The sequence below is a fragment of the Methanolobus sp. WCC1 genome (genome assembly GCF_045690315.1).
GTDB lineage: Archaea > Halobacteriota > Methanosarcinia > Methanosarcinales > Methanosarcinaceae > Methanolobus > Methanolobus tindarius.
Genome location: NZ_CP146979.1, coordinates 1,370,186 through 1,392,452, shown reverse-complemented (window position 1 = coordinate 1,392,452; position 22,267 = coordinate 1,370,186). Strand labels below are relative to the sequence as shown.

General features: G+C 40.1%; 21 protein-coding genes and 1 tRNA gene. 8 read left to right on the top strand and 14 right to left on the bottom strand.

The window, feature by feature from the left end; translation table 11 throughout:
• Positions 1-61 precede the first annotated feature (61 nt).
• The 6 genes from V7O61_RS06815 to V7O61_RS06790 form a co-directional block, all read right to left on the bottom strand.
• Positions 62-469 (bottom strand): hypothetical protein, encoded by a 408-nt coding sequence (locus V7O61_RS06815; RefSeq protein WP_407282330.1) that lies wholly within the window; start codon positions 467-469, stop codon positions 62-64.
• Positions 470-1,950: 1,481 nt separating this feature from the next.
• A complete protein-coding gene (locus tag V7O61_RS06810) occupies positions 1,951-3,060 on the bottom strand; it encodes a hypothetical protein (RefSeq protein ID WP_407282331.1) in 1,110 nt (369 codons plus the stop codon).
• Between the two features lie 21 nt (positions 3,061-3,081).
• Positions 3,082-3,549 carry a hypothetical protein gene (locus V7O61_RS06805; protein WP_407282332.1) on the bottom strand — a complete coding sequence of 156 codons (468 nt, stop codon included), beginning with the start codon at positions 3,547-3,549 and terminating at the stop codon, positions 3,082-3,084.
• 442 nt (positions 3,550-3,991) lie between these two features.
• Positions 3,992-4,068 (bottom strand) — tRNA-Val (locus tag V7O61_RS06800).
• 193 nt (positions 4,069-4,261) lie between these two features.
• Positions 4,262-4,762, bottom strand: a complete 501-nt coding sequence (locus V7O61_RS06795) for a pyridoxamine 5'-phosphate oxidase family protein (protein ID WP_407282333.1) — start codon at positions 4,760-4,762, stop codon at positions 4,262-4,264.
• A 64-nt stretch (positions 4,763-4,826) separates the two neighbouring features.
• A complete protein-coding gene (locus V7O61_RS06790) occupies positions 4,827-5,129 on the bottom strand; it encodes a Dabb family protein (protein WP_023846413.1) in 303 nt (100 codons plus the stop codon).
• A 128-nt stretch (positions 5,130-5,257) separates the two neighbouring features.
• Between V7O61_RS06790 and V7O61_RS06785 the strand changes: the two genes are divergently transcribed.
• From V7O61_RS06785 to V7O61_RS06775, 3 genes are all read left to right on the top strand, one after another.
• Positions 5,258-5,881 carry a magnesium transporter gene (locus tag V7O61_RS06785; RefSeq protein WP_023846412.1) on the top strand — a complete coding sequence of 208 codons (624 nt, stop codon included), beginning with the start codon at positions 5,258-5,260 and terminating at the stop codon, positions 5,879-5,881.
• Positions 5,878-6,435: a magnesium transporter gene (locus V7O61_RS06780; RefSeq protein ID WP_023846411.1), complete on the top strand. Its 558-nt coding sequence runs from the start codon at positions 5,878-5,880 to the stop codon at positions 6,433-6,435. Before V7O61_RS06785 ends, V7O61_RS06780 begins: the two co-directional genes overlap by 4 nt.
• A 67-nt stretch (positions 6,436-6,502) precedes the next feature.
• On the top strand, positions 6,503-7,708 hold the full coding sequence (locus V7O61_RS06775) for a potassium channel family protein (protein WP_023846410.1): 1,206 nt from the start codon (positions 6,503-6,505) through the stop codon (positions 7,706-7,708).
• A gap of 47 nt (positions 7,709-7,755) precedes the next feature.
• Here V7O61_RS06775 and rpiA read toward each other — a convergent pair whose 3' ends face one another.
• The 5 genes from rpiA to argH form a co-directional block, all read right to left on the bottom strand.
• Complete coding sequence (rpiA, locus tag V7O61_RS06770; RefSeq protein WP_288068226.1) at positions 7,756-8,448, bottom strand: ribose-5-phosphate isomerase RpiA; 693 nt, start codon at positions 8,446-8,448, stop codon at positions 7,756-7,758.
• 20 nt (positions 8,449-8,468) lie between these two features.
• Entirely contained in the window at positions 8,469-9,800 is a 1,332-nt protein-coding gene (gene aspS / locus V7O61_RS06765; RefSeq protein WP_407282334.1) for an aspartate--tRNA(Asn) ligase, read from the bottom strand.
• Positions 9,801-10,089: 289 nt separating this feature from the next.
• Entirely contained in the window at positions 10,090-10,515 is a 426-nt protein-coding gene (locus tag V7O61_RS06760) for a hypothetical protein (protein WP_407282335.1), read from the bottom strand.
• Between the two features lie 270 nt (positions 10,516-10,785).
• The gene (gatD, locus tag V7O61_RS06755; RefSeq protein ID WP_407282336.1) at positions 10,786-12,036 is read right to left on the bottom strand and encodes a Glu-tRNA(Gln) amidotransferase subunit GatD; all 1,251 of its coding nucleotides are present in this window, start codon (positions 12,034-12,036) and stop codon (positions 10,786-10,788) included.
• Positions 12,037-12,122: 86 nt separating this feature from the next.
• Positions 12,123-13,604: an argininosuccinate lyase gene (argH, locus tag V7O61_RS06750; protein ID WP_288070280.1), complete on the bottom strand. Its 1,482-nt coding sequence runs from the start codon at positions 13,602-13,604 to the stop codon at positions 12,123-12,125.
• A gap of 241 nt (positions 13,605-13,845) precedes the next feature.
• Between argH and V7O61_RS06745 the strand changes: the two genes are divergently transcribed.
• Together V7O61_RS06745 and budA are read left to right on the top strand one after the other, a co-directional pair.
• Positions 13,846-14,322: a chemotaxis protein CheW gene (locus tag V7O61_RS06745; RefSeq protein WP_023846404.1), complete on the top strand. Its 477-nt coding sequence runs from the start codon at positions 13,846-13,848 to the stop codon at positions 14,320-14,322.
• Between the two features lie 101 nt (positions 14,323-14,423).
• Positions 14,424-15,266, top strand: a complete 843-nt coding sequence (gene budA / locus V7O61_RS06740; protein ID WP_407282337.1) for an acetolactate decarboxylase — start codon at positions 14,424-14,426, stop codon at positions 15,264-15,266.
• Here the strand turns inward: budA and V7O61_RS06735 are convergent.
• On the bottom strand, positions 15,209-17,158 hold the full coding sequence (locus V7O61_RS06735; protein WP_407282338.1) for an ATP-binding protein: 1,950 nt from the start codon (positions 17,156-17,158) through the stop codon (positions 15,209-15,211). The two genes, budA and V7O61_RS06735, sit on opposite strands and share 58 nt — an antisense overlap.
• A gap of 186 nt (positions 17,159-17,344) precedes the next feature.
• Between V7O61_RS06735 and V7O61_RS06730 the strand changes: the two genes are divergently transcribed.
• Together V7O61_RS06730 and V7O61_RS06725 are read left to right on the top strand one after the other, a co-directional pair.
• Complete coding sequence (locus V7O61_RS06730; protein ID WP_407282339.1) at positions 17,345-18,502, top strand: LL-diaminopimelate aminotransferase; 1,158 nt, start codon at positions 17,345-17,347, stop codon at positions 18,500-18,502.
• Between the two features lie 264 nt (positions 18,503-18,766).
• The gene (locus V7O61_RS06725) at positions 18,767-19,171 is read left to right on the top strand and encodes a DUF5658 family protein (protein WP_023846400.1); all 405 of its coding nucleotides are present in this window, start codon (positions 18,767-18,769) and stop codon (positions 19,169-19,171) included.
• Here the strand turns inward: V7O61_RS06725 and V7O61_RS06720 are convergent.
• Positions 19,139-20,134 (bottom strand): phosphate uptake regulator PhoU, encoded by a 996-nt coding sequence (locus V7O61_RS06720; RefSeq protein ID WP_245596181.1) that lies wholly within the window; start codon positions 20,132-20,134, stop codon positions 19,139-19,141. The two genes, V7O61_RS06725 and V7O61_RS06720, sit on opposite strands and share 33 nt — an antisense overlap.
• An 83-nt stretch (positions 20,135-20,217) precedes the next feature.
• Positions 20,218-21,357, bottom strand: a complete 1,140-nt coding sequence (locus V7O61_RS06715) for an archaellin/type IV pilin N-terminal domain-containing protein (RefSeq protein WP_023846398.1) — start codon at positions 21,355-21,357, stop codon at positions 20,218-20,220.
• A 125-nt stretch (positions 21,358-21,482) separates the two neighbouring features.
• Between V7O61_RS06715 and V7O61_RS06710 the strand changes: the two genes are divergently transcribed.
• Positions 21,483-22,160: an RAD55 family ATPase gene (locus V7O61_RS06710; RefSeq protein ID WP_023846397.1), complete on the top strand. Its 678-nt coding sequence runs from the start codon at positions 21,483-21,485 to the stop codon at positions 22,158-22,160.
• The last annotated feature ends 107 nt before the right edge of the window (positions 22,161-22,267 follow it).

The following is a 22,267-nucleotide window of genomic DNA, read 5'->3' as shown; positions in this document are numbered from 1 at the left end:
AAATTTGCTTTAAAAAATAAGCAGTTAATCGCAATTCCCATATGTATAAAAAAGAAAAGTATTAGTTACTATATGTAATTTCTGTAACGGTTTCAGCTACTACTTCCTTCTCTTCATCAACTAAGAAATCTACGATCTCATTTTCAGACTTAGATTTAATTTTTAAGGCAGGAGCACATCCGATTCCGTCATATCCTTCATAAGTTGGATGGCATGAATAAGTTACTCCTATGATTGTCCCTCCTTCTTGAATCATTTGCTGAACTCGAATATCCTTGAGTGCAATTCTAGCTATATTAGATTCATTTGTTTTGAGCCATTCAGGTTTTGATTCATTATATGGTGGGAGGAGTTTAATTTCGGAATAATTAATATCTAAATTTATTGATGTGTTATTACTTGATTGCATAGATGAATTTTTAGTTGAGTCTTGGTCAATACATCCAAAAGATAAATTGATTAGTAACAAAATGCTTAATGATATAATTATTGATTTATTACTTTTAATTGCAAACACTCCCTATTTTTGATTAGTTACTTCACATGATTATATGTGATACCGTAAAATTATTTTGTATAGTATATATGCATTATATCCATAAGTGCTTTGTCCGAAAATTCATGCTTTTGTCCGAATATTCGGGGTCATTGTCCAATAAATACCCTATTTTTCGGACAAAGCGTATTTTAGGGGAACCCCCTAAAAAAGAAAAATCACTTTTATTCTAACCCCTAATCCTGACAGTTATACTGAATAGGTGGTTCAGGGTGAATATTGGCATTAAATAATCATATTTTCCCAGTTGTTTTACGTAGAATTTTAACTATAGAATCGTTTGAAAGGGTTGAGTGTATAGTTACCCTACATGGGAAGGAGTTCGTTGAATCTATGAAGCTTTTCTCCCCTACAGCCGTTATTTTTTGCCTTAATTTTGAGAGATCATAAACCTGCAAAATGGATTAATCATAGACCTTATATTAACAAAATTGTTTTTTACTAATGGAAACGTATCTTTGGTTTTCTAAGCAGTTTAAGGGTTGATTCTCGTTAAACCTGAGATATCTAATCTTAATTGTACAACGTTATCTATGGTATGTCTTATAGACACATTAAGAAATAGTCTTGGGCTATACATAAGCAGTGTCTTAGCAGTACTAGGTTATAACTAGGGGGTTCAGGATGTAGAATAGAAGTAACAACCGCTATTAACGGTTTATATCAGTCATACTTACAATGTCTTAGCAATATCCTATAAGTATTAGGTTATAACTAGCGGGTTCAGGGTGTAGAATAGAAATAACAACCGCTATTAAGAGTTTATATCAGTCTATGCAGCGGTTATTAACAGTTTAGGAGTAATGTATAGTAACCGCCACTGAACCCCCCTAACACAACTTAGAAGTACTTGCGGACTGTGGGGGACTGCTTTATACTGCTATATATGCGTTATAGACTTAAATAATTTTCGCATTATACTGATTATAACAATATAATTGTGACAATTATGGCGTATAATGTACATATTTATACATAAAAATGCACCGAATGAGAGGATTTTCTTATAAATTTTCTCGATTTTGATGAATTTACACCCTTTATACGTCCTGATTTGCCGCAACTGCCTACTGGTAACTAAGAGTCTGCTGAACAACAGTGCGGATAGAAAGAGAATAAATATCTATCAATATTATTTGTAATGATAAGCTTCACAGCAGTTTCGCCATATGGACGATATTTATTAGTACCAATTATGATATTCCTCCCAGCTGGTACAGACTGATTACCGCTACCCACTGCACACAACTAACACAATATGTCCCTGATCAGCCTTTTAGGTTCCTGAATACTCAATTGTCATAGTTTCGAGTGGTAGAGAGGTTAGGACTCCTTTTATTATTTCCTAGCGGTTTACCAGCAGTAATCGATGGAGCAAAACCTGTTAATAACAATTATAATGTTCCCATCATCAACATTTCTACTGCATCACCTTCTTGTATCCTGCAGTATTTATAGCCACGTAAATACCGCTGAAGTTCCTGCTTAGTCACCTCACCATGTTTCTCTATAACCTTAATCATCTGCTTTTCAAGATGTGAACAGCGCAAAGCTGATGCTATCAGAGAAGTACCAAAGATATAGTGATTCAGGAAGAGGTCCTTCGGTGTTACGAATAGCGTTTTCTGACCGTTAATATCAGTGATCATTCTATCCTTATGATAGAACCTTGCTATACCCTCGCAGTTGGCGAGATACTTAGGGAAGTCACGCCTAGCAGTAGTGAAGACTGTCGGGATATACTTCTTCAGCATTCCACCAGCAGGGTTAACGATCACATCGAACTCAGGAATGTTACTGATGTGCCATTTCAGGCAGGCTTTGAACACCTTATCGACCTGTTTGACATCGAAAGGATTCTCAACATTCTCTGCCTGCCTGTCCATGACACTCTCGGTCTGCTCCTTAGAACCATCGACAGATATCTCAACCATTCTGGACCTGAACTCAGCACCAACGTCATAGTCGTTTGCGGATTCGTCTGCACGACTTACCACGAATGGTCTTGGCGGTAGTACAAACTTTTTGTTGAACCCCTGTATCTGAGCTCTTTCATAAACATACTCTTTGCCTTCTCCCCATGACTTGAAGATCTCAAGCCAGATCTGGTTGACCTTGTTAAGCTCACGGATCTCTACATACCTGGCCTTTTTTATTTCACGTTCCTTGTCAAAGATAGCCTTGTCTGAACCACCTTCGACCACTACTCCGTCTCCTGGCATTAGGGTGTCAAGTACTGCATCCATCAGAGCAGTCTTACCACCTGCTGAAGGTCCGCTGACATATGTGCAGATCTTCGACAGGATAAAGATAGTGAAAAGACTCATCCTTGCCTGATGTTCTCCGACTATTGTATCATCCAGGATGATATTCAAGTCGTAGATCTCCGGCATGGTGATGCTTCTCATCTGCTTGAAACGTTCAAAATCTGCTTCGGTAAGTTCGAGATCTTCCATGAGCTTCTCTTCGAGGACTTGTTGAAAAGCCTCGTCAAGCTCATCCATCCGTTTTTCCTCCGACTAGGATTAGCCGATTACGCCGTCTACTGCAGCGGTAGCTACAACAGCCTGTGCTCTCTCCTTGGAAATGCCTGCAAGGTCTTTGATCTTCATCAGCATTCCTACTGCGAAGTCCTCATCGATTGGCTCACCCAGGGCTTCAGCTTTTGCTATGAGGTTAAGGAGTGCTTCTTCCTCAGCTTCTGTCAGGACAACTTCTTCCGGAGCTGCTTCCTCTTCACCTGCACCACCTTCAATGTCCTCGCCTCTCTCGAATGTAAAGAGTCCGCCATTTCCTGATGGGTTCTCGATCTTGGTTATCTTGGTCATAACGAAAGGTACATCGGTTTTTGCTGCATGGAGTTCCCTGACGTACCTGGAGAACTCGATGTAGCTACCGTATGGAAGTTTTACTTCGTATACCTTGTTTGGATCTTCGTGTTCCATCAGAACTGAGAGCTTCAGCTGGCACTTGATCTTGTTACCATCTTCCATGACTCCATCGTTGAATGGACATTCATTGCAGGATTTGGAATACTAAAAACTGCGATGACAAAGGTACGCATTCCAACATTTAGATTAATGCCCAATCAATAATTATATAACTATTATACAACTTTTCTCTATTAAGAAGGTAAAACTCAATGAAATCCATAGGCAAATCTAAAATCACAAGGCTCAGCCCTAAAAAAGACATCACATATCCTCTAATAAGACTCCCACAATCATACACAGAAATAATCGGAGAAACAGCCCATATCTTCAAAACCGAGTACAACGGCAAGCCTGTATTCATTCTATCTCTAGAAGAAGAATTTGACGGCGAACTCCAAGTTATACAACCCAGCAGTAACTCAGACCTCGAATCCAGACTTCAATCAGTCGAAATCCAGCTCTCACTAATCCAAGAAACAATAGCAATAGAAAAGAGTAATTTTGGTGGGCCCGATGAGATTCGAACTCATGACCCCCGCCGTGTAAAGGCGATGTCATAACCGGCTAGACCACGGGCCCATTGTTTTGCGATTAAGTTGTTCGGTGGCGCTTTCGCCCTCGAGCAACCCCTAGATGTAACTAGTTGTATATAACCTTTATTGATGGATTAGCTGGAAAAAAGGATTAAAATGTGTCTATCACAGAAAAATCCGGCATAAATTTAAAAATATACCCGGATTGGTGAGTATCCTTTAAAAGCAAAAGGACAAAATCATTCATTTCCACTGCCGCAAGTGGAAGGTTTGGAATAACCTGAGAACTTGCCCGTAAGTTCAGTAATCTCAACCTTAATTATGGCAGTTTTGCTGAGAACGCTGTCCGGGTAAGAATCATTAGTTTCGTCTGCATACTTATCCATTAAAAGGTTCAGAGCCTTGGTTTTATCTTCAGGATCGTTGAGAATGGAAGCATTTCCCCATCCTATGATGCTGTAATATTTCATACTCCAGCCACAGCTAGTCGGTGCAGGAGAAACTTCCGCCTTGTATTCCATCTCAAAGCAGACATGGGGGTTCTCAGCCATCATATCAAGCTTTTTACCTTCCTTTGCAGCGTGCAGATAAAGAGCATTGCCATGGTATGCAAAATTCATTGGCACAACATACGGGATATTGTCCCTGCACATACCTATCCTGCACACTATGGATTTATTGAGGATAGTCCCTAACGTCTCCTTGTCTATAATCTGTTTCTCAGACCTTCTCATAGTCATACCTCAGCCCCAATATCTAAAAACCAGAAAAATAAAAAATAAAGATAATAAAAATGTGAAGTTATCAGACAAAATAATCTACAACTACCCTGTTATCATTGATCTTTCCAACGAACTCAGCAACTTTCAGGTGTTCAGGATGAACCTGATATGTTTTGAAAGCTGACTCATCACTGAACTCAGAATAAAGAGTAACATCATAAGCAGCATCTGAAGGAATAGCATTAATTCCTACTTCAATAACACCTATCTCAGGTATCTTCGCTTTAAGAGCCTCTAGTTTCTCTTTCATGAGTTTTGCATTCTCACCTTTGCTGTTACCTTCTGCACTTTCCTTCAATTTCCACATAACTATATGTTTTAACATGGGATTTCCTCGTTTCTGGAAAGGAGAACATTAGTTTTATGCTTAACCATAGAAGGAAGAAACTATGAGAAAAAGCTCATAGATGCCTGATACGTATAAATAATAACAAAGTGAAATAGGGCATTGTAATGGCTTACGACACAAGTGATGAAGACGAAGAATATGAAATAGAAGTCGTCGAGGAATACATAGGAGATTACGGAAGTGTCCGCTCCATAGTGCGTGAGGCGTTGCCATTTGAACTCATGGCAACAATAGGAGGAGTAATATCCGGGCTTATTCTTTCAGGAATGAGCAATGAACTGGAACTAATTCCAGGACTTATTGTGATAACACCGGCAGTACTTGGTATGCGTGGAAACATCTCATGCACCCTTGGTTCCCGTCTTGGAAGTGCCATACACATGGGTCTTATTACAAAAATTGACCGAAATCCAGAGCTAGTCAATAATGTATCAGGCTCCCTTCTTCTAAGTTTTATCATGTCGGTGATCCTTGGAATTACCGGCCATATAATAACTATTGCACTTGGAATGCAAAGTGCAGGTGCAATCACTCTTACGCTTATCGCAGTTCTGGCAGGAGTTTCTTCAGGACTTATTCTCTCAGTTGTTGCAGTGCTGCTGGCACTTGGTATGTTTCGTTTCGGATTTGATCCGGACAACGTTGTAACGCCTGCTATTGCCACCATCGGTGACATAGTATCCATGGTAATGATCTTCATGGCTGCAAAGGTGGTGCTTATGATATGACCTATTATACAGTCAAAGGCATAGTTGGAAGGGGATTCCCAATCCTTCTGGTAACATCCATCATAGGCATATTCTCAGGCCAGATACTAAATATCGAAATTGACAAGATAGTATCAATGCCAATAATACTGGTGCTTATACCGGCACTTATCAAAATCGGTGGAGACACCGGCAGCATGCTTGGAGCAAGACTTTCCTCATCCTTCCACATGGGTCTTGGAAGTCACCTGCACAGGAGTCCTGTTGTCAGGAACAGCGTCTATGCTGCCATTATAGTTGGCCTTGTTGCATGTGTTTTTGTCAGTATCACCGTCTGGATAACCGGAATGCTATTTGACATGAGAATCTCATTCCTGACACTTCTGGCACTCTGCCTCCTCGCAGGTACATTTGAACTTCTGGCAGTATTTTCAGCCACTATAGCCATTGCATTTGCATCTCACAGATTCGGTGTTGACCCCGATGATACAGTAATTCCTCTTATCGCCACACTTGGTGACCTTATAGGAGTCAGCGGTATTTTTATGGCTATGCACATCATGAACCTTATATAATCTGATATAAATACAAAATATATAACAAGTAAATACATATTTAGAATACAATGAACGGTAGAAATCTATGAGTCCAAAGGAAATAAGATATGTTCCACGTAATCTCAAGGACCTCCTGATAGAGATGAAGGATACATCCGAACTCATGGTAGACCTGGCATATTCAGCCATGGTCTATGATGACGAGGATATTGCGGAAGAGGTGGTTCGCCTCGAAGGAAAGATGGACACGCTTGACTATCATATGAAGATAGCTGCCATGCTCAGCACAAGACGTGTTGAGGAAGCAGAGGAAATGTCAGGAGTGCTCCAGGTTGCACGTGCATCGGAAAATATTGCCAACGCAGCAGGAGATATTGCTCAGATAGTACTCAGAGACATAGGCATTCCAATGGAGTTAAAACTGGCAATGCGAGAAGCTGAGGAAACCATCACAAGAGCGACGGTTAGTGAAGATTCAAAACTCGCAGGTATGAACCTTGAAGATATTGAACTTGACACCGAAGCCGGAATGTGGATAATTGCCATACGCCGCAACGACGAATGGATATACGATCCAAATCATGCAACCCGCATAAGACCTGATGACGTTATTTTTTCCAGAGGACATGACGAAGGTGTACCACTTTTTATAGAGCTCGTTACAAACCGCAAATATGTACCAAGGACCATGGAACATGAAAGATTCCTTATCGACCTTGAGAGAGCCGTTGACATAATTGTGGAAATGAAGAACATGGGAGAACTGTCAGTAGGACTTGCATATTCTGCTCTTCTGTTTGATAATGAAGACATAGCCCATGAAGTAAAGGCTCTTGAATCTGAAATGGACAGCATGAAGCATGAACTCCAGCACTGGGTACTTGAAACTGCAAAACACGTGCCCGATGTTAATATTCTCAGAGGACTTCTTCAGCTTGCAAACTCCGCAGAGGCAATTTCAGATGCAGCATACACAATTGCAGATACGGTTCTCAGAGACATCGACCTGCATCCGATCATCACAATCGCTGTCAGGGAATCAGATGAAGTTATAACTAAACTTGTAGTTCAGGACTGTTCACCGATAATTGAGAAGACATTTGGTCAGTTGAAGCTGGAAACTGAAACCGGCGTGCATGTGATGGCTATAAAAAGAGATGACCGGTGGGTCTACAGACCTAATAAGAGAACTGTTGTAAAAGCCGGAGACATACTCATTGCAAGAGGGTCACACACAGGAGAAGAGGCATTATTTGAAATGTGTGCCTGTCCTTTTGAAGGCGAAGAATAAACAAAATAAGAATAACAATAAATTGAATAAAACCTGATCTTTTCAGATCAGGCCATTATTTCTACGGAACCGTCTTTCTTACCGATGTAAACCTCGTCTACATTGGTAAATATTCCGTGTTCCACAACTCCGGCAACCTGGGAAAGAATAGCTGCTGTTACAACAGGATTCTCAATTGTTCCAAGACTTGCATCGATTACAAAGTTACCGTTATCTGTTATTACAGGACCGTCTTTTCTTGCTGCAAGGCGAAGCTCAGGCTTTCCGCCAATCCTGCACACCTGCTGTGAAACATACTCCTTTGCATATGGAAGTACTTCCAGAGGCACATAGTGATTAAGCTGTTCGCTATATTTTGACTCATCTGCAACTACAACAAAACGCTCTGCAGAACGTGAAACAACCTTTTCACGTGTGTGTGCTGCTCCGCCGCCTTTGATGACATTCAGACCTTTATCAATCTGGTCTGCACCGTCAATGGCAATGTCCAGGTTTGGATGTTCTGCAAGTGATGTAAGAGTGATTCCTGCCTGAATTGCAAGCATTTCTGACTGGTATGATGTTACAACTGCAAGGATATCAAGACCTTCGTCAACACGCCTGCCAAGTTCGGCTATTGTGTAGGCTGTTGTTGAACCGGTACCAAGACCGACAACCATGCCATCCTGCACAAGGTCTGCTGCAGCAATTCCTGCAGCTTTCTTCTCAGGACTTTCTCCTGTTGGATTCCTTTCCTTCATAAGTATCACCTTAAAAAGAATTATGGGGAAAGTCTGCGCCTGTCCCTTGGGAAGAGTACGACATCACGAATGTTCTCAGTACCCAGCATAGTCATAACAAGTCTTTCACAACCGATACCCCAACCAGCGTGTGGTGGCATACCATATCTGAAAGCCTTGAGATAGAACTCGAATCCTTCAGGGTCAAGACCCTGTGACTCGATTCTCTCGATGAGAAGTTCAGGAATGTGAATACGCTGTGCACCGGATGAAAGTTCCATTGTCCTGTGCATCATGTCAAATCCCTTTGACAGAATCGGGTTATCCTCATATGGCATCGCATAGAATGGCTTGATCTCTGTTGGCCAGTCGATGATAAAGTAATGCGATTCCCCTGTTTCCTTGAATACGTACTCACCGATTGCGTGTTCGGCAGCTGTTCCAAGGTCATCTCCCCAGTTAAGCATCTCGTCTGTGTTTGCGTTGACAATCTCAATTGCCTCATCATAGGTTACTCTCTTGAATGGCACCTGTGGAACCTTAAGTTCAACATCAAGAACTCCAAGTGAATCGGATGCATTCTCAATTACCTGCTCATAGACGTAAGCAACCATTTCCTCAAGGACTTCCATTACATCGAAGTGATCACAGAAACTTGCTTCGATATCAATGGATGTTGCTTCGTTAAGGTGTCTGCGGGTGTCGTGTTCTTCTGCCCTGAAGATAGGACCAATTTCAAATACCCTGTCAAGTCCACCTGACATGAGAATCTGCTTGAAGAGCTGTGGACTCTGGTTAAGGAAAGCTTCCCTGTCAAAGTATGTGATTGGGAAGAGTGATGTTCCACCTTCTGTTGCTGTTGCCACAACTTTTGGACTGGAAGTTTCAATGAATCCGTTGTCTGTAAGGTAGCCTCTGACTGCCTTGAGGACTTCGTGTCTTATCTTGAAAATGGATGTTGTTCTCTCACGTCTGAGGTCAATGAACCTTGAATCAAGACGGGTGTCAAGTTCAGCTTCTACCTTTCCGGTTGTGTCCATTGGAAGTGGTGAGTCTGCCTCGTTGAGAAGTGTTATCTCATCAGGAATAAGCTCGTAACCGTTTGGTGCTTTTCCTTCCGGCTTTACGCTTCCTGTAATTGAAACCACGGATTCCCTCACAAGCTTTCTTGCCTGCTCCAGAAGTTCTGGGTCTGTCTTCTTTTTTACCAGTGTGATCTGGGATTTGCCTGTACGGTCCCTGACCACAACAAAACAAATTCCACCAAGGTCACGGACCTCGTGAACCCATCCTGCCACGGTAACCTTCTGGTCACCGAGTTCCTCGGGTTTAATCTGTGACGCATAGTGTGTCCTGAGATTTGCTAATGTCATAATATTCACCTGAGTATTGTATTAATATAATAGACTGATTTGCTTCAATAGCTAATTTATTCGTTATAAAGGTTTTCGAATTGAGGTTTTAGATAATGAATCAGAATATACTCTAAAATAATGGTTATGTGGGAGAGTAAATTGATTTTACATATTAATTCATTTAAGATTATAAATGAATAATAAATATTGTAATTAAACAAGCAGTAAACGATTGTTGGAGAAAAGGATATTCAAGCTAAGAAAAAAAATTAGTAAATACCCTCCTAAATAAAATGTTTGGCAATTGTTATTCAACTGCCACTACCTCCACAGAGACAGGAGTAATATTTCCTGTATAATCCTCAAAATATAATTGTATATCAACCATTGTATGAGGATGCGGTATTTCGACAAGATATGAACCCATATTAGTATCATCTACAGCAATATTAAATGTAAATTCATCTTTTGACAATGGCAGGCTCAACAAGAAAGGTCTTTTTTGGAAAACATCACTGTTTGTTTCCAGTTTGTATGTTTCCTTCATCAAAGAGTTATTATCTGAATTTAATATTTCAATGGCTACAGAATGGTTAGTAGTATCATGGTTTTGAATTACAAACAAAGGAGATTCAGGACCCATGAATAAAAAAGGCATGTACAGAATAAATAATATCAACGCAATAAATATGATAGTTCCCACAACAATAAATTTCTTGTCAATAGATTTCATAATTGTTCCTTTTCTATAAGTAGTAGGAATATCATGTAAATAAATTTTATTATCCAGTGTAATTTTAGCAGATGTCCCCGTCTTGGCAAAATATACATGAAACAAAAATAATAATTACAAGAAACTTGAGCAGACCATAACTCACCATAATAGTAACTACAAAGTATTCAAAAAAGTGGAATAATCATAACAATAAAAGCTATGATTTGACATTTTATGCAACAATTTAGCAGTCCTAAAGAACTCTTACAAAATGAAACATTGGAACCTTTATTCAAGGCTCCTCTCATTAATCTCGCACCTGATATCCTGTTTAAGAATATCAACTGCATCATCATAATTCTGTATCTGACCAAGAGTCCACATCATCTTAACAAGTGCAACCTCAGGAAGCATATCCTCGCCTTCAATTGCTCCGGCTTTTAAGATGTCCCTGCCTGTGTCGTATACCCTGTCACATATCCTGCCGTTAAGACACTGGGAAGTGACTATCACGGGGATCTTCTGTTCGGTGGCTCTCTCTATATGTGGAATCCAGTCTGTAGATACGTGTCCAAGACCAGTACCTTCAATGACGATTCCTTTGTAGCCAGCATCGATAAAGTAACCAAGAATATCAGAGCTTGAACCAGGAGTAAATTTCACAAGGGCACATTTCGGTTCGATGGAATCCATAAGTGTCAGTTCCCTTTCATTCCTCTTTACATAGGAAAGACCGGTTGTAATTTCCCCGGTGGAATAATCGACATATCCTATTGGTTCAGAGTTAATTGATCTGAAAGCATCCCTTCTGGATGTATGCATCTTGCGAACCTTGGTTGCACGGTGTATTGAACACTTATCATCTGATGACTCACTGTGCATAACAACGGTCACTTCTGCAATATCACTTACAGCAACCTTTGCAGCGCAAATTGCATTCATGGCATTGTCACTGCTTGGCCTGTCAGCACTTCTCTGGGAACCTACAAACACGATTGGCACAGGAGTGTCTATCATAAATGACAATGCAGCTGCTGAATACATCATGGTGTCAGTACCGTGGGCAACAATAATTCCGTCGGCTCCATTTTTGATCTCTTCAACAACAGCCCTGGCAAGCTCCTGCCAGTAGTCTGCCTTCATATTCTCTGAAAGGATGTTGTAGATTGCCTTGCCACTGAAGTTTGCGATCTCAGTAAGTTCAGGAATTGCCTGCAGGATATCATCTGCTGAGAATTGTGATGTTACAGCACCGGTCCTGTAGTCTATTTTACTGGCAATGGTTCCACCGGTTGAGAGTATGGATACCTTTGGAAGACCTTTTTTAGGTTTTACTTCGTTTACTGCTTTTTTTGCAGTTTCTTCCATGTCAGCTTTCTTCTGTACTACTGTAACAGTGGCACCCTCAGGTTCGATACCTGCATTGTATCCACTGACCATCTTTATAATAATATGACCGGTTGTACTTGGCATTACAATGCCTTCGTATTCCACGCCGGACTTCTCGACCTTTACTCTGTCGCCCTCTTCATAATCCATGATCATCACTTGATTACCTGTAAGTCTAAGTCAAATCTGAATATTAATTCTAACTCTATGATAGGAATTAAATGTAAATAAGTATCTCAAGCCTTTTGTCCTGTATACTTTTCAACAATTCCGTAAAGAACCTTCAATGATTCCTCAATACCGGCGTTCAGCTCTGAGATGCTTGTCTTTGTACCTTCAAGATCTTCAAGACGGGTCTTTATTGCCTTTTCCATTTCTGAAGGTGCAGGACCACCTGTGATTGAACGCCTGTTGATGTTAAGAACAGGATCTAGGGCTTCCTTTACCATTTCCTCAGTAAGGCCTCGACTGCTCAAAGTTTCACCAATTACATCCTTTGCTACTGCATCAACATCAGCAAGTGTAGGGTTTCCATCCCCTCTTGCCAGTACGCCAACAATCTGGTGGGCTGTCCTGAATGGAATTCCACCAGCCCTTACCATAGTGTCTGCGAGTTCCGTTGCTGTTGTAAAACCAAGAACTGACTTTTCAGCCATGCTTTCGGCATTCACATTCATAGTAGCTATCATACCTTTTGTGATACGGACAGCACTCCTGGTAGTCTCAACTGCACGCCACATATTTGGAGTCGCTTCCTGAAGGTCACGGTTGTAGCTTAAAGGAAGTGCCTTGCAGAGAGAAAGCAGAGCCATGAGTGAACCGATTACCGTACCTGCCTTTCCCCTGACAAGTTCAGCAGAATCGGGGTTTTTCTTCTGTGGCATTATTGATGATGTGGATGCATACATATCATCAAGTTCAACAAAGGAAAATTCAGAACTTGACCAGATAATAATTTCCTCTGCCATCTTACTGAGGTTCACCATAATATTGGACATCACAGATGCAGATTCTATCAAAAAGTCACGAGTGCTTACAGCATCCATTGAGTTCCCAAGAAGAGCATCAAATCCTAAAAGTGAACATGTCCTGTCACGGTTGAGATTAAAACCGGTCGATGCGAAAGCTGCTGATCCCAGTGGGGATTTGTTCACCCTTGAGAATGCACTGATAACACGCTCAATATCCCTGCCAATAGCATCTGAGTGTGCAACAAGGTGATGTGCAAAAGTTGTTGGCTGTGCATGCTGCAGGTGAGTAAATCCTGGCATGAGTGTTTCTGTGTTCTCAGATGCACGCTGAAGAAGAATATTTCTAAGACCTGAAAGTTCCTCCATCAGGGAGAGAAGTTCATCCCTGAGTCTTATACGGATACAGGTTGCAACCTCATCATTTCGGGAGCGACCGGAGTGCATTCTTCCTCCTGTATCCTCGCCTACCATGTCAATTAGTCTGGACTCCAGTGAAATATGGATATCCTCATAACTGTGGTCAAGCTGCTCAATGCCTTCTTCCCTGATTTTCAGCAGTCCTGCCAGAATACTGCTGCAATCGTCCTCTTTGATGATTCTCTGTTCATGCAACATGACCGTGTGAGCCATGTCAACAAGGATATCTGCCTCAAATATCCATTTGTCAGCAGACATTGATGATGTAAAATTAAGCATATCTTCATCAGGTGTTGAAGATAAGCGTCCTCTCCGTAAAATATCGCTCATTTGAACCCTCGTGATTGTGAAATATAAATAAAAGTAATCCTGATTTTTAGCGTGGTATTGGTCTAGATACTTAAATAAGAATCGGTTTTTGGAGCTTGCTGAGAGGAAAATGTCATATGATATTGTCAGAGGAGTTTAAGATAAGCTATATATACTAACTTGAATATAATATTGCTAGGAATAATTATATCCGGGATGTATTTGTGCTAATACGTTTCCGTTTTCACTGAGGTGAGAATTAATGACTAATGTAACTGAAAGTTATACTGAAAATATTGACGATGACCTTCATCAACTTGTTATTTTCAACTTAGGTGTTGAAGAGTTCGGCATCAACATCATGCAGGTACAGGAAATTATCCGCATGCCTGACATTACAAGGATACCAAGATCTCCTGAATACGTTAAAGGTGTTATTAACCTGAGAGGTAAGATCATAGTTGTTATGGATCTTGACAGGCGTTTTGGTATGAATGAAACAGAGATGACAGACGACTCAAGAATCGTGGTTGTTGACATCAATGGTACTATAATAGGACTTGTTGTTGACTCCGTAAGCGAAGTTATCCGCCTTAAAGGTTCCAATATTGAACAGACACCTGAGATTATCACACAGAAAATCAATGCAGAATACCTGAAGGGTGTCGGTAAAATGGAAGACAGATTACTCATTCTTCTGAACCTTGAAAACATCATAACAGAAACTGCTGCAGCATAATTGCCTGCAGAATCTTCTTTTTTACAATAAATAATTTCAGGCAAACAGTATGATGCCTGCTACTTCATTTAACTACAGATTACCGTTTGAGAGGAATCAATATGAAAAAAATAAACTTTTACATTCTTTTATTTGTGGCTTTATTGTCCGTTCTAGGAGCAGGGTGCATAAATGAACAGACTGAAGATGTGGCTTCCAACGGCGAAAGCGGAGAAAACGAGGTCACTGGCACAGAAACACAGATAGATACAATCTACCAGTTCTCAGTTATCGATGCACTCCTTGAAGGAGTCTATGACGGCGAAATAACCTGTGGAGAACTTAAAGAGAATGGTGATTTTGGCATGGGTACATTTGATAATCTTGACGGGGAAATGCTGGAACTTGACGGGGTTATCTATCAGGTAAAAGCTGATGGTAACGTTTACGAAGTTCAGGATACTGAAACTTCACCATTTGCAGCAGTTACTTTCTTTGAGACAGACATCCAGGACAGCATAAAAACAGAAATGAACAGCCAGGAACTGGCAGCATTTATTGAAGATATGCTTCCTAGCCAGAACCTTATGTATGCTGTTAAGGTTACTGGGAATTTCTCATACATGAAAACCCGCAGTGTAGCTGCCCAGGAAAAACCATATCCAAAACTTGTTGATGTAACTAAGGACCAGTCAGTTTTTGAGTTTAATGATACAGGAGGAACAATTGTAGGATATTGGATGCCTGAATTTGTTAACGGAATAAATGTCCCGGGATACCACCTGCATTTCATTACAACAGACAGGACAGCCGGAGGACACATACTTGATTATACAATCAGCTCAGGTACAATTGAAATTGACAGTTGTGACAGTTTCTATCTGGAACTGCCGGAGAATGAGAATTATCAGAGCACAGGTCTTTCAGCAGATAATGAGGCTGACCTTGAAGAAGCAGAGAACTGATTTTCCTGTTTTATTGGAAGGGATATGTGAACATCGGTTCCTGTCCCGTCCTCACTTTCTATCCATATTTTTCCATTGTGACTTTCTACTATTACTTTACTGATGTAAAGTCCAAGACCATTTCCGCCATAATTGCGGGTTGAAGAACTATCTATCTGATAGAACTTTGTAAAAAGGGCAGGAATATCATTTTCAGAAATACCAATTCCGGTGTCACCTATAACAATATGAACCTGGTTTTCTTCAACGGATGCAAAAATAGTAATGTCACCACCCTTAGGAGTGAATTTTATGGCATTGTCAATCAAATTGTGAAATACCTGTGGAAGGTAAGTCCTGTCGCCATCGATTAAACAGGAATCAAAAGCTAAATCTGTCATAATTGACAGATTCTTTTCATTTACAGAGTCAGTGGAAATATTCAATACTCCGTTTAATACTGAAACGAGATCAATCTGCTCAAAGTTGTATTTAACATTACCATTCTGGTTGGTACTCACAAACAGCAGCGAATTAATGAGATTCTGCAATTTACGTGTTTTTACAACCACACGTTCAATGGCTTTCATCTGGTCCTCATTCAATTCACCGAGAGTACCATCATAAAGAAGTTCGCTGAACCCTTTAATGGATGTAAGTGGAGTGTTTAGTTCATGTCGCAGGTTGGAAAGGAACTCATCCTTAAGATTATCGAGTGATTTCAATTCCTCATAAGCATGTTCCAGTTCAGTTGTTGATCTCTTAAGAGCATCCTCTGTTTCCTTGCGCTCGGTGATATCACGAATATGGCTTACAGCCATCATCACGTCACCTTTAGTATCATAGACCGGAAATATCCTGAAATCCCGCACCCTGTGGTCACTGGGATCTGTGTGTTCAAATTCGTTCATTGAACCTGTTGAGAACACTTCCTTTATGGGACATGGGTCACATGGCATTAAAGTAGGCCCTAAGGATTCACATACAGGCGGATGAAGATTTTCAGGATTTTGAGGTTCAATTATATCGCCTTTCCAGTTACTTGTGACAATATTCATATCACGATCTATCACAATGATAAGATCCTGAAGTGCATTGAAAGTGCTTGTAAGAAGTTCTTTCTGGTTTTCCAGTTCTTCTTCAAAATTCTTGTTGGCTGTAATGTCTGCTATTAGGCAGATGCCACCATCAATATTGTTTTCTTTTCCCCTGAGTGGCACATAATAAGATCTCAGGTATTTCTCTTTGCCTGAGATAGTGGCAGAATATTCGTTCTCATAGAAAGGGCGCAGATCTGGCGAATTACCTGCCAGTAATCTATTAAGTGAATCATCATTGACAAAATCAAATATTTCCGAACCCAGAACATCTGTTTTCTGAAGCTGGAAAATATTCATAAAACTCCTGTTACAGTGAGTTATAGTTCCTCTACGGTCTACAAAAATACCCAGTGGTGATGCATCAAATATTAGTCTGTATCTTTTCTCGGAATCAAGTAAAGCAGCTTCAACTTTTTTCCTTTCAATAACCTTGCAAAGACGTGAGGTTACAGTATTCAGTAATCTTTGTTCACTGTGAAGAAAAGGACCTATGTCCTGAAAAGGAAGATCTTTTTTGTAGGAAACGCGGATAGCGCCGGCTTTAGCCCCATGGACTAATATTTCACTGGACAATGAATCCCGATGTTTTTCATAACCTTCGGTATGGTATTCATTACCGTCCAGAATTGCACAGGCTTCTGCAAATTCAGGATACAAAAAAGCAGACGGTAATCTTTGGAGAATTCCTTTTAACAGAGATTCAATAGGCACATGAAGATCAAAGAGGTCAGAGATACTGTAAATACATTCCAGCTCTCGTTCTCTTTTTTCCAGAGTGCACAGTTTTTCATCATCGCTAATTGTCCGCACCACGTGAATGTTTGAGTAATATATAATTATAATATATATTTTTGTTATTAATAGATTTTGTTGTGTGCAGGATCTGGCAAAAATAAGGAAAGGTTCTGCCTTATACCATCATATTAAATAGATGCGAATCATAGATGAGGTGCCTAAGATGCCATTAGGCTAAAATATTTTGAATTTATAGGTGAACAAATGTATTCTGACAGGATTAACTCATTGCCCCCATACTTATTTGCCACAATAGACGAAGCTAAAGCAGCAATAAAAGCTAAGGGAGTAGACGTAATAGATCTTGGAGTTGGTGACCCTGACCAGCCGACACCTGATCATATCGTAGATTCCATGTGTGAAGCTGTGCGCATGCCGGAAACACACACATACCCATCATATACAGGTATGATGAGCTTCAGAAAAGCAGCAGCAGACTGGTGTAAAGAAGCAAGAGGACTTGAACTTGACCCTGCTTCAGAAGTACTTACAATGATAGGCTCAAAAGAAGGAGTGGCACATATTCCTCTGGCATTCATTAATCCGGGAGATGTAGCACTTTGCCCGGATCCTGCATATCCTGTATATAAGATAGGGACACAGTTTGCAGGTGGAGAGCCTTGTATCATGCCTCTGCTGGAAGAGAATAATTTTCTTCCTGACTTTGATGCAATACCAAAGGACAAACTTGAAAAAGCAAAGTTAATGTTCCTGAATTATCCTAACAACCCGACATCAGCCATCGCTGACAAAAAGTTCTTTGAAGAGGTTGTTCAGTTTGCAAAGGACAACGACATTGTTGTAATCCACGACAACGCATACTCAGAAATGACCTACGACGGCTACCAGGCACCAAGCTTCCTGAGTGTTGACGGTGCAATGGATGTTGGAATCGAACTTTACTCACTATCAAAGACCTACAACATGACAGGATGGAGACTTGCATTTGCTGTAGGCAACAAAGACATAATTGCCGGTGTAGGTAAGGTAAAGTCAAACGTTGATTCCGGAGCTTTCGATGCTATCCAGATGGCAGGTATCACTGCACTTTCCAGTTCACAGCAGTGTGTTGCTGACATGAACACCATGTATGAGGAAAGAAGAGATGCTCTGCTCAAAGGATTAAACGAAATAGGTCTTGATGTCAAAGCCCCAAAAGCAACATTTTACGTATGGGCACCTGTTCCTGAAGGCTATGATTCAATGGGATTTGCAAAACTGCTTCTTGAGGAAGCGGGTATTGTAGCAACCCCGGGAGTTGGCTTTGGAACATATGGTGAAGGTTATATCAGGTTTGCACTTACACGCTCCGTTGAAAGAATCAATGAAGCAGTTGAAAGGATGAGCAAACTGAATCTCTGATATGCAACCTTTTTCTTTCTTTTTTATTTTACCTTTCTTTTTTGTTTTTGTATCTTTTATTTTCCATTAATTCTTAATTTACGGTTTTTAGGATTTTAGCCAAAATAAGCTAAAATTTCATGTTCAAAGATTATATAGATACATATAATTTGAAATTTAAATATATATTTTAATTTTATTTATTCGAATTTAAGAAATATATGAACATAAGTTCCTGCAATAACTACATTCCACCAATATATATGAGCAAGCTTCTAAGAAAATATGCTTCCTAATAATATCAACTCACACAGTAAAGGATTGTTCAACACAGAAGCGATATATGAATTCTTATACGAAGCCAGGTACATTATCCTGCTTTACATAATCGGGGATTTCCTGACAACATTCCATGCGCTTAGCAATGGATACGGATTTGAAGAAAACGGGATTCTTTCAGGAATTATGGCAAGCCACGGACTATGGTCTTTGCTGGTTGTAAAAATGCTGATACTGGCAGTAGTTTACTGGAACTATTGTTCTATAAAAGCATCAGTTCATTCTTATGCCAGAAAATTATGGAACCTGTCAAGAACAGGAGTAAGCATTTTCGGACTTGTACTTGTGGTCAATAACCTAATGGTAATTACAGTAAGATCAAGCCTGTTCGAGTGCCTGGGCCTTTTCTGATACAGCCTGCTTAATATGGGTAGCTTTCATATTGATAACCATTTCAGCTATATCAGCACTATATTCTGATATACGCTGGAAACTCTCTATTATTTTTCTCTGGCGCTCACCTGAAAGACAATATGCTTTTTCACTGTGCTCAGACTTTTGTATAATCTTGTTTCCAAGAGCAATTGACATCTTGGAAGTTCTCATAACATGATTTGCAAGGTCAGTGTCAATGCTCATTACCGCATTAAAAGAGTCCTGGAACAATTTCTGGGAAAGCAGACCCATTTCTATAATCTCATCATGAATCCCTTTTTCACCGTCCATCTGGATAACACTATGGGAAATTCCCTGCACATGATCACCGATGCGTTCCATGAGTTTAATGATAAGACGGTAACCCAGACAGTCCTTGGAATCCTTAATACCAATCTTACCTGCAAGTGTTGAATCATCAAGTGCCGCTTTTATCTGTCTTACACTTAAAAGATAGAACTTATCAACATCATTGTCCCTCTGGATAATGTCTTTTGCAAGTTCCATATCCGCTTCCTTTAATGCCACAACGGAGTCCTCCATCATGGAATAAATAATGCGGAACATGCTCTGAAGAGACTTTTCAAGGGAAATATCCTGGAAATTCAGCAGGTTCTGGAGTATTATCTCTGTTCTGGTTTCCTCTACGATTTCAATACCAATAAGACGTCTGCGTGCAGATTCTTTCAGATACTTGCGTTCAGCAGCAGAAAATCCACCTGGAGAAAGTATCCTGATAATGTCATAACCTACAAGATAGTTAGCAACTAGTAACCTGAAATTCTCTTCCTGATCCTCAGATGCAGTCATATCCACCTTTGAGCGGACATTCTTTTTCATTTTACTCTGATCAGAGTTTATAAGCAGTGACCTGTCAGGTCTTACGGTGAGAAGCACTGTATCGCCTGCAGTAAGCCCACCTTCCCTTACCCACTCAATGGGAAGAGAAACAATATAAGTAGAGCCACCTGTTAACTGGATCTTTCTTTTGTCTGCTATGTGAATCCTTCCTTTATATGATTTTAAAGAATTGTCAGGTTACCAGATACCTGACTTAGTCTGGAGGTCATGCCGTCATCGTCTGTTATCAGTAGATCGATGGTTACGTTATGATCGTTATATGGGTCAATTCCAGTAGGCCTTACAACCATTCCCTGAAGGTCATAATCATAGAGAGTTGTTGTCCCATTACCTGAATCCTTCCAGATGGCCCATTTATAGCTGGTGATGAAACCGTCAATATCTGTGGAATCGGAAGCATCCAATATAAGGTAGCTATTGGGACTCTGGGTTCCATTTCCATTTTGCAGATACTCAACTTTGAATTGTACTGCTGCCACCGGCATTGGCGGAGAGAAAACTTCCCTGAAAACATTAATGTATGAAGTGATAATTTCGACCCTAACCGGATCCTCTTTAGAAGGTGATGAGCCCGGATACGATATGAAATTCAATGAATATTCGAGATTATAATTTGATGTGTTAATTAGAGTTCCACCTGAATTATTTCCCAGAAATGTTATCTGACGAGTTTCATTGCTCAATGTAATGTTGCCATTTTCGATACAATTTGTTCCGTTTTCATAGGTCAGATTATAAGTGAATGGATATTCTCCAAACGCATCCCATGGATGTTTTTTAAGAGAATATGTAAAATCTATGCTATTATTAGTCCATGCTGCAGTATCAATTGTTTCAATTCCCTGAACATCTATGTCTGAAAAATTAAGATGAACGGTTTTACTTTTAGTTGCAGGTATTTTCAATCTGTGATTTGCATTGTAAACCGCCGGATATCCATTATAAGTATCAAAATTTTCAGATGAATAATCATCATAAGCCCGGAAATAAAGGAAATATCCGTCATTGATGCGGATTGCCGATATGTAGGAATCCTCAATATTGAGATTGAGTATTTTCAGATCAATCGATTCCCATTTAGAACCGTTACCCTGTGGATCAATGGAAACTATTTTGAGGTTTTCGTTCTCAACTGAATTCTGATGGCTTTCAAGATCCATAGCCTGCTTCTGGGTAGTGGATATCATGTAGGCAACACTTGAAGCAGCGATAATAGTAATCAGTATCAATAGCAGAGTGCCAAATACGACAGTAACACCGCGGTTATCATTAAAAAACGCTTTCATATCGTTGCCAGCCATCTGTGATGAGAAGTGTATTACCGATTATATACTTTGTTTCTGTAATATATATAGAACCCTATAGTCTATAGTTTTTGGCATTTTCTTCCAAAACCATTTAAGCAATGATTACTTTTAGGGTTTTGATGGTGCTGACTAGCTTTGGTTTAAAAAACGTACCTTCCAATGTGGTACTATTAGTAGAAGAAGACATCGGAGATGTTAAAAGTGTTTTTTTCCGTAAAATTACTTCTGATGCTCTAAGAAGCGGAAAGAAGGTATTCTATATATCTACCAGAAACTCAGAAAACGACCTGAAAGAAGAAATGAACAAGTTCGATTCTATTACAAAACCTGAGCTTCTAACAGCCATAGGCAACTTTTCAGACCATATTGCCCTTCTGGATATGTGTTATAAGCGTCACAGGCTTTACAGCAGGCTCCACGGGGAGAATAATGGGTCACTATTGCATAACATAAGTGAAGCCGACGTGTGCATCATTGATATGTTCGCCGCACTGTTTGTTCATGAAGATACAGAAGTCATATCCGAAACCATTGAAGCATTAATCAGCATCAGCCGAAAAGAAAACATCACATTCCTGCTTTCAGCAGACATGGGCATACTTCCGGAAAGAGCCGAGAAGATAATCCGCTCCATGGTCGACGGTGTCATCCAGTTCAGAACCGAATATATAGCTGGCAAAATCAACAGATACATCAACATTCCAAAAATGAAAGGCAGCATTCCCCTGAATAAAATGATTGCATACAATGTGACCAGCCAGGGAATCACCATGGATATGAGAGAAAGAGTTGGTTGATTAAAGATATTTTTTGTTATTTTATTTCCACAAAAACAACTGGCAATCAAAAAACAAAGCAGCCATCCGCCGAAGGCGGCACATTCCTTTCCCATCACATATAAGAT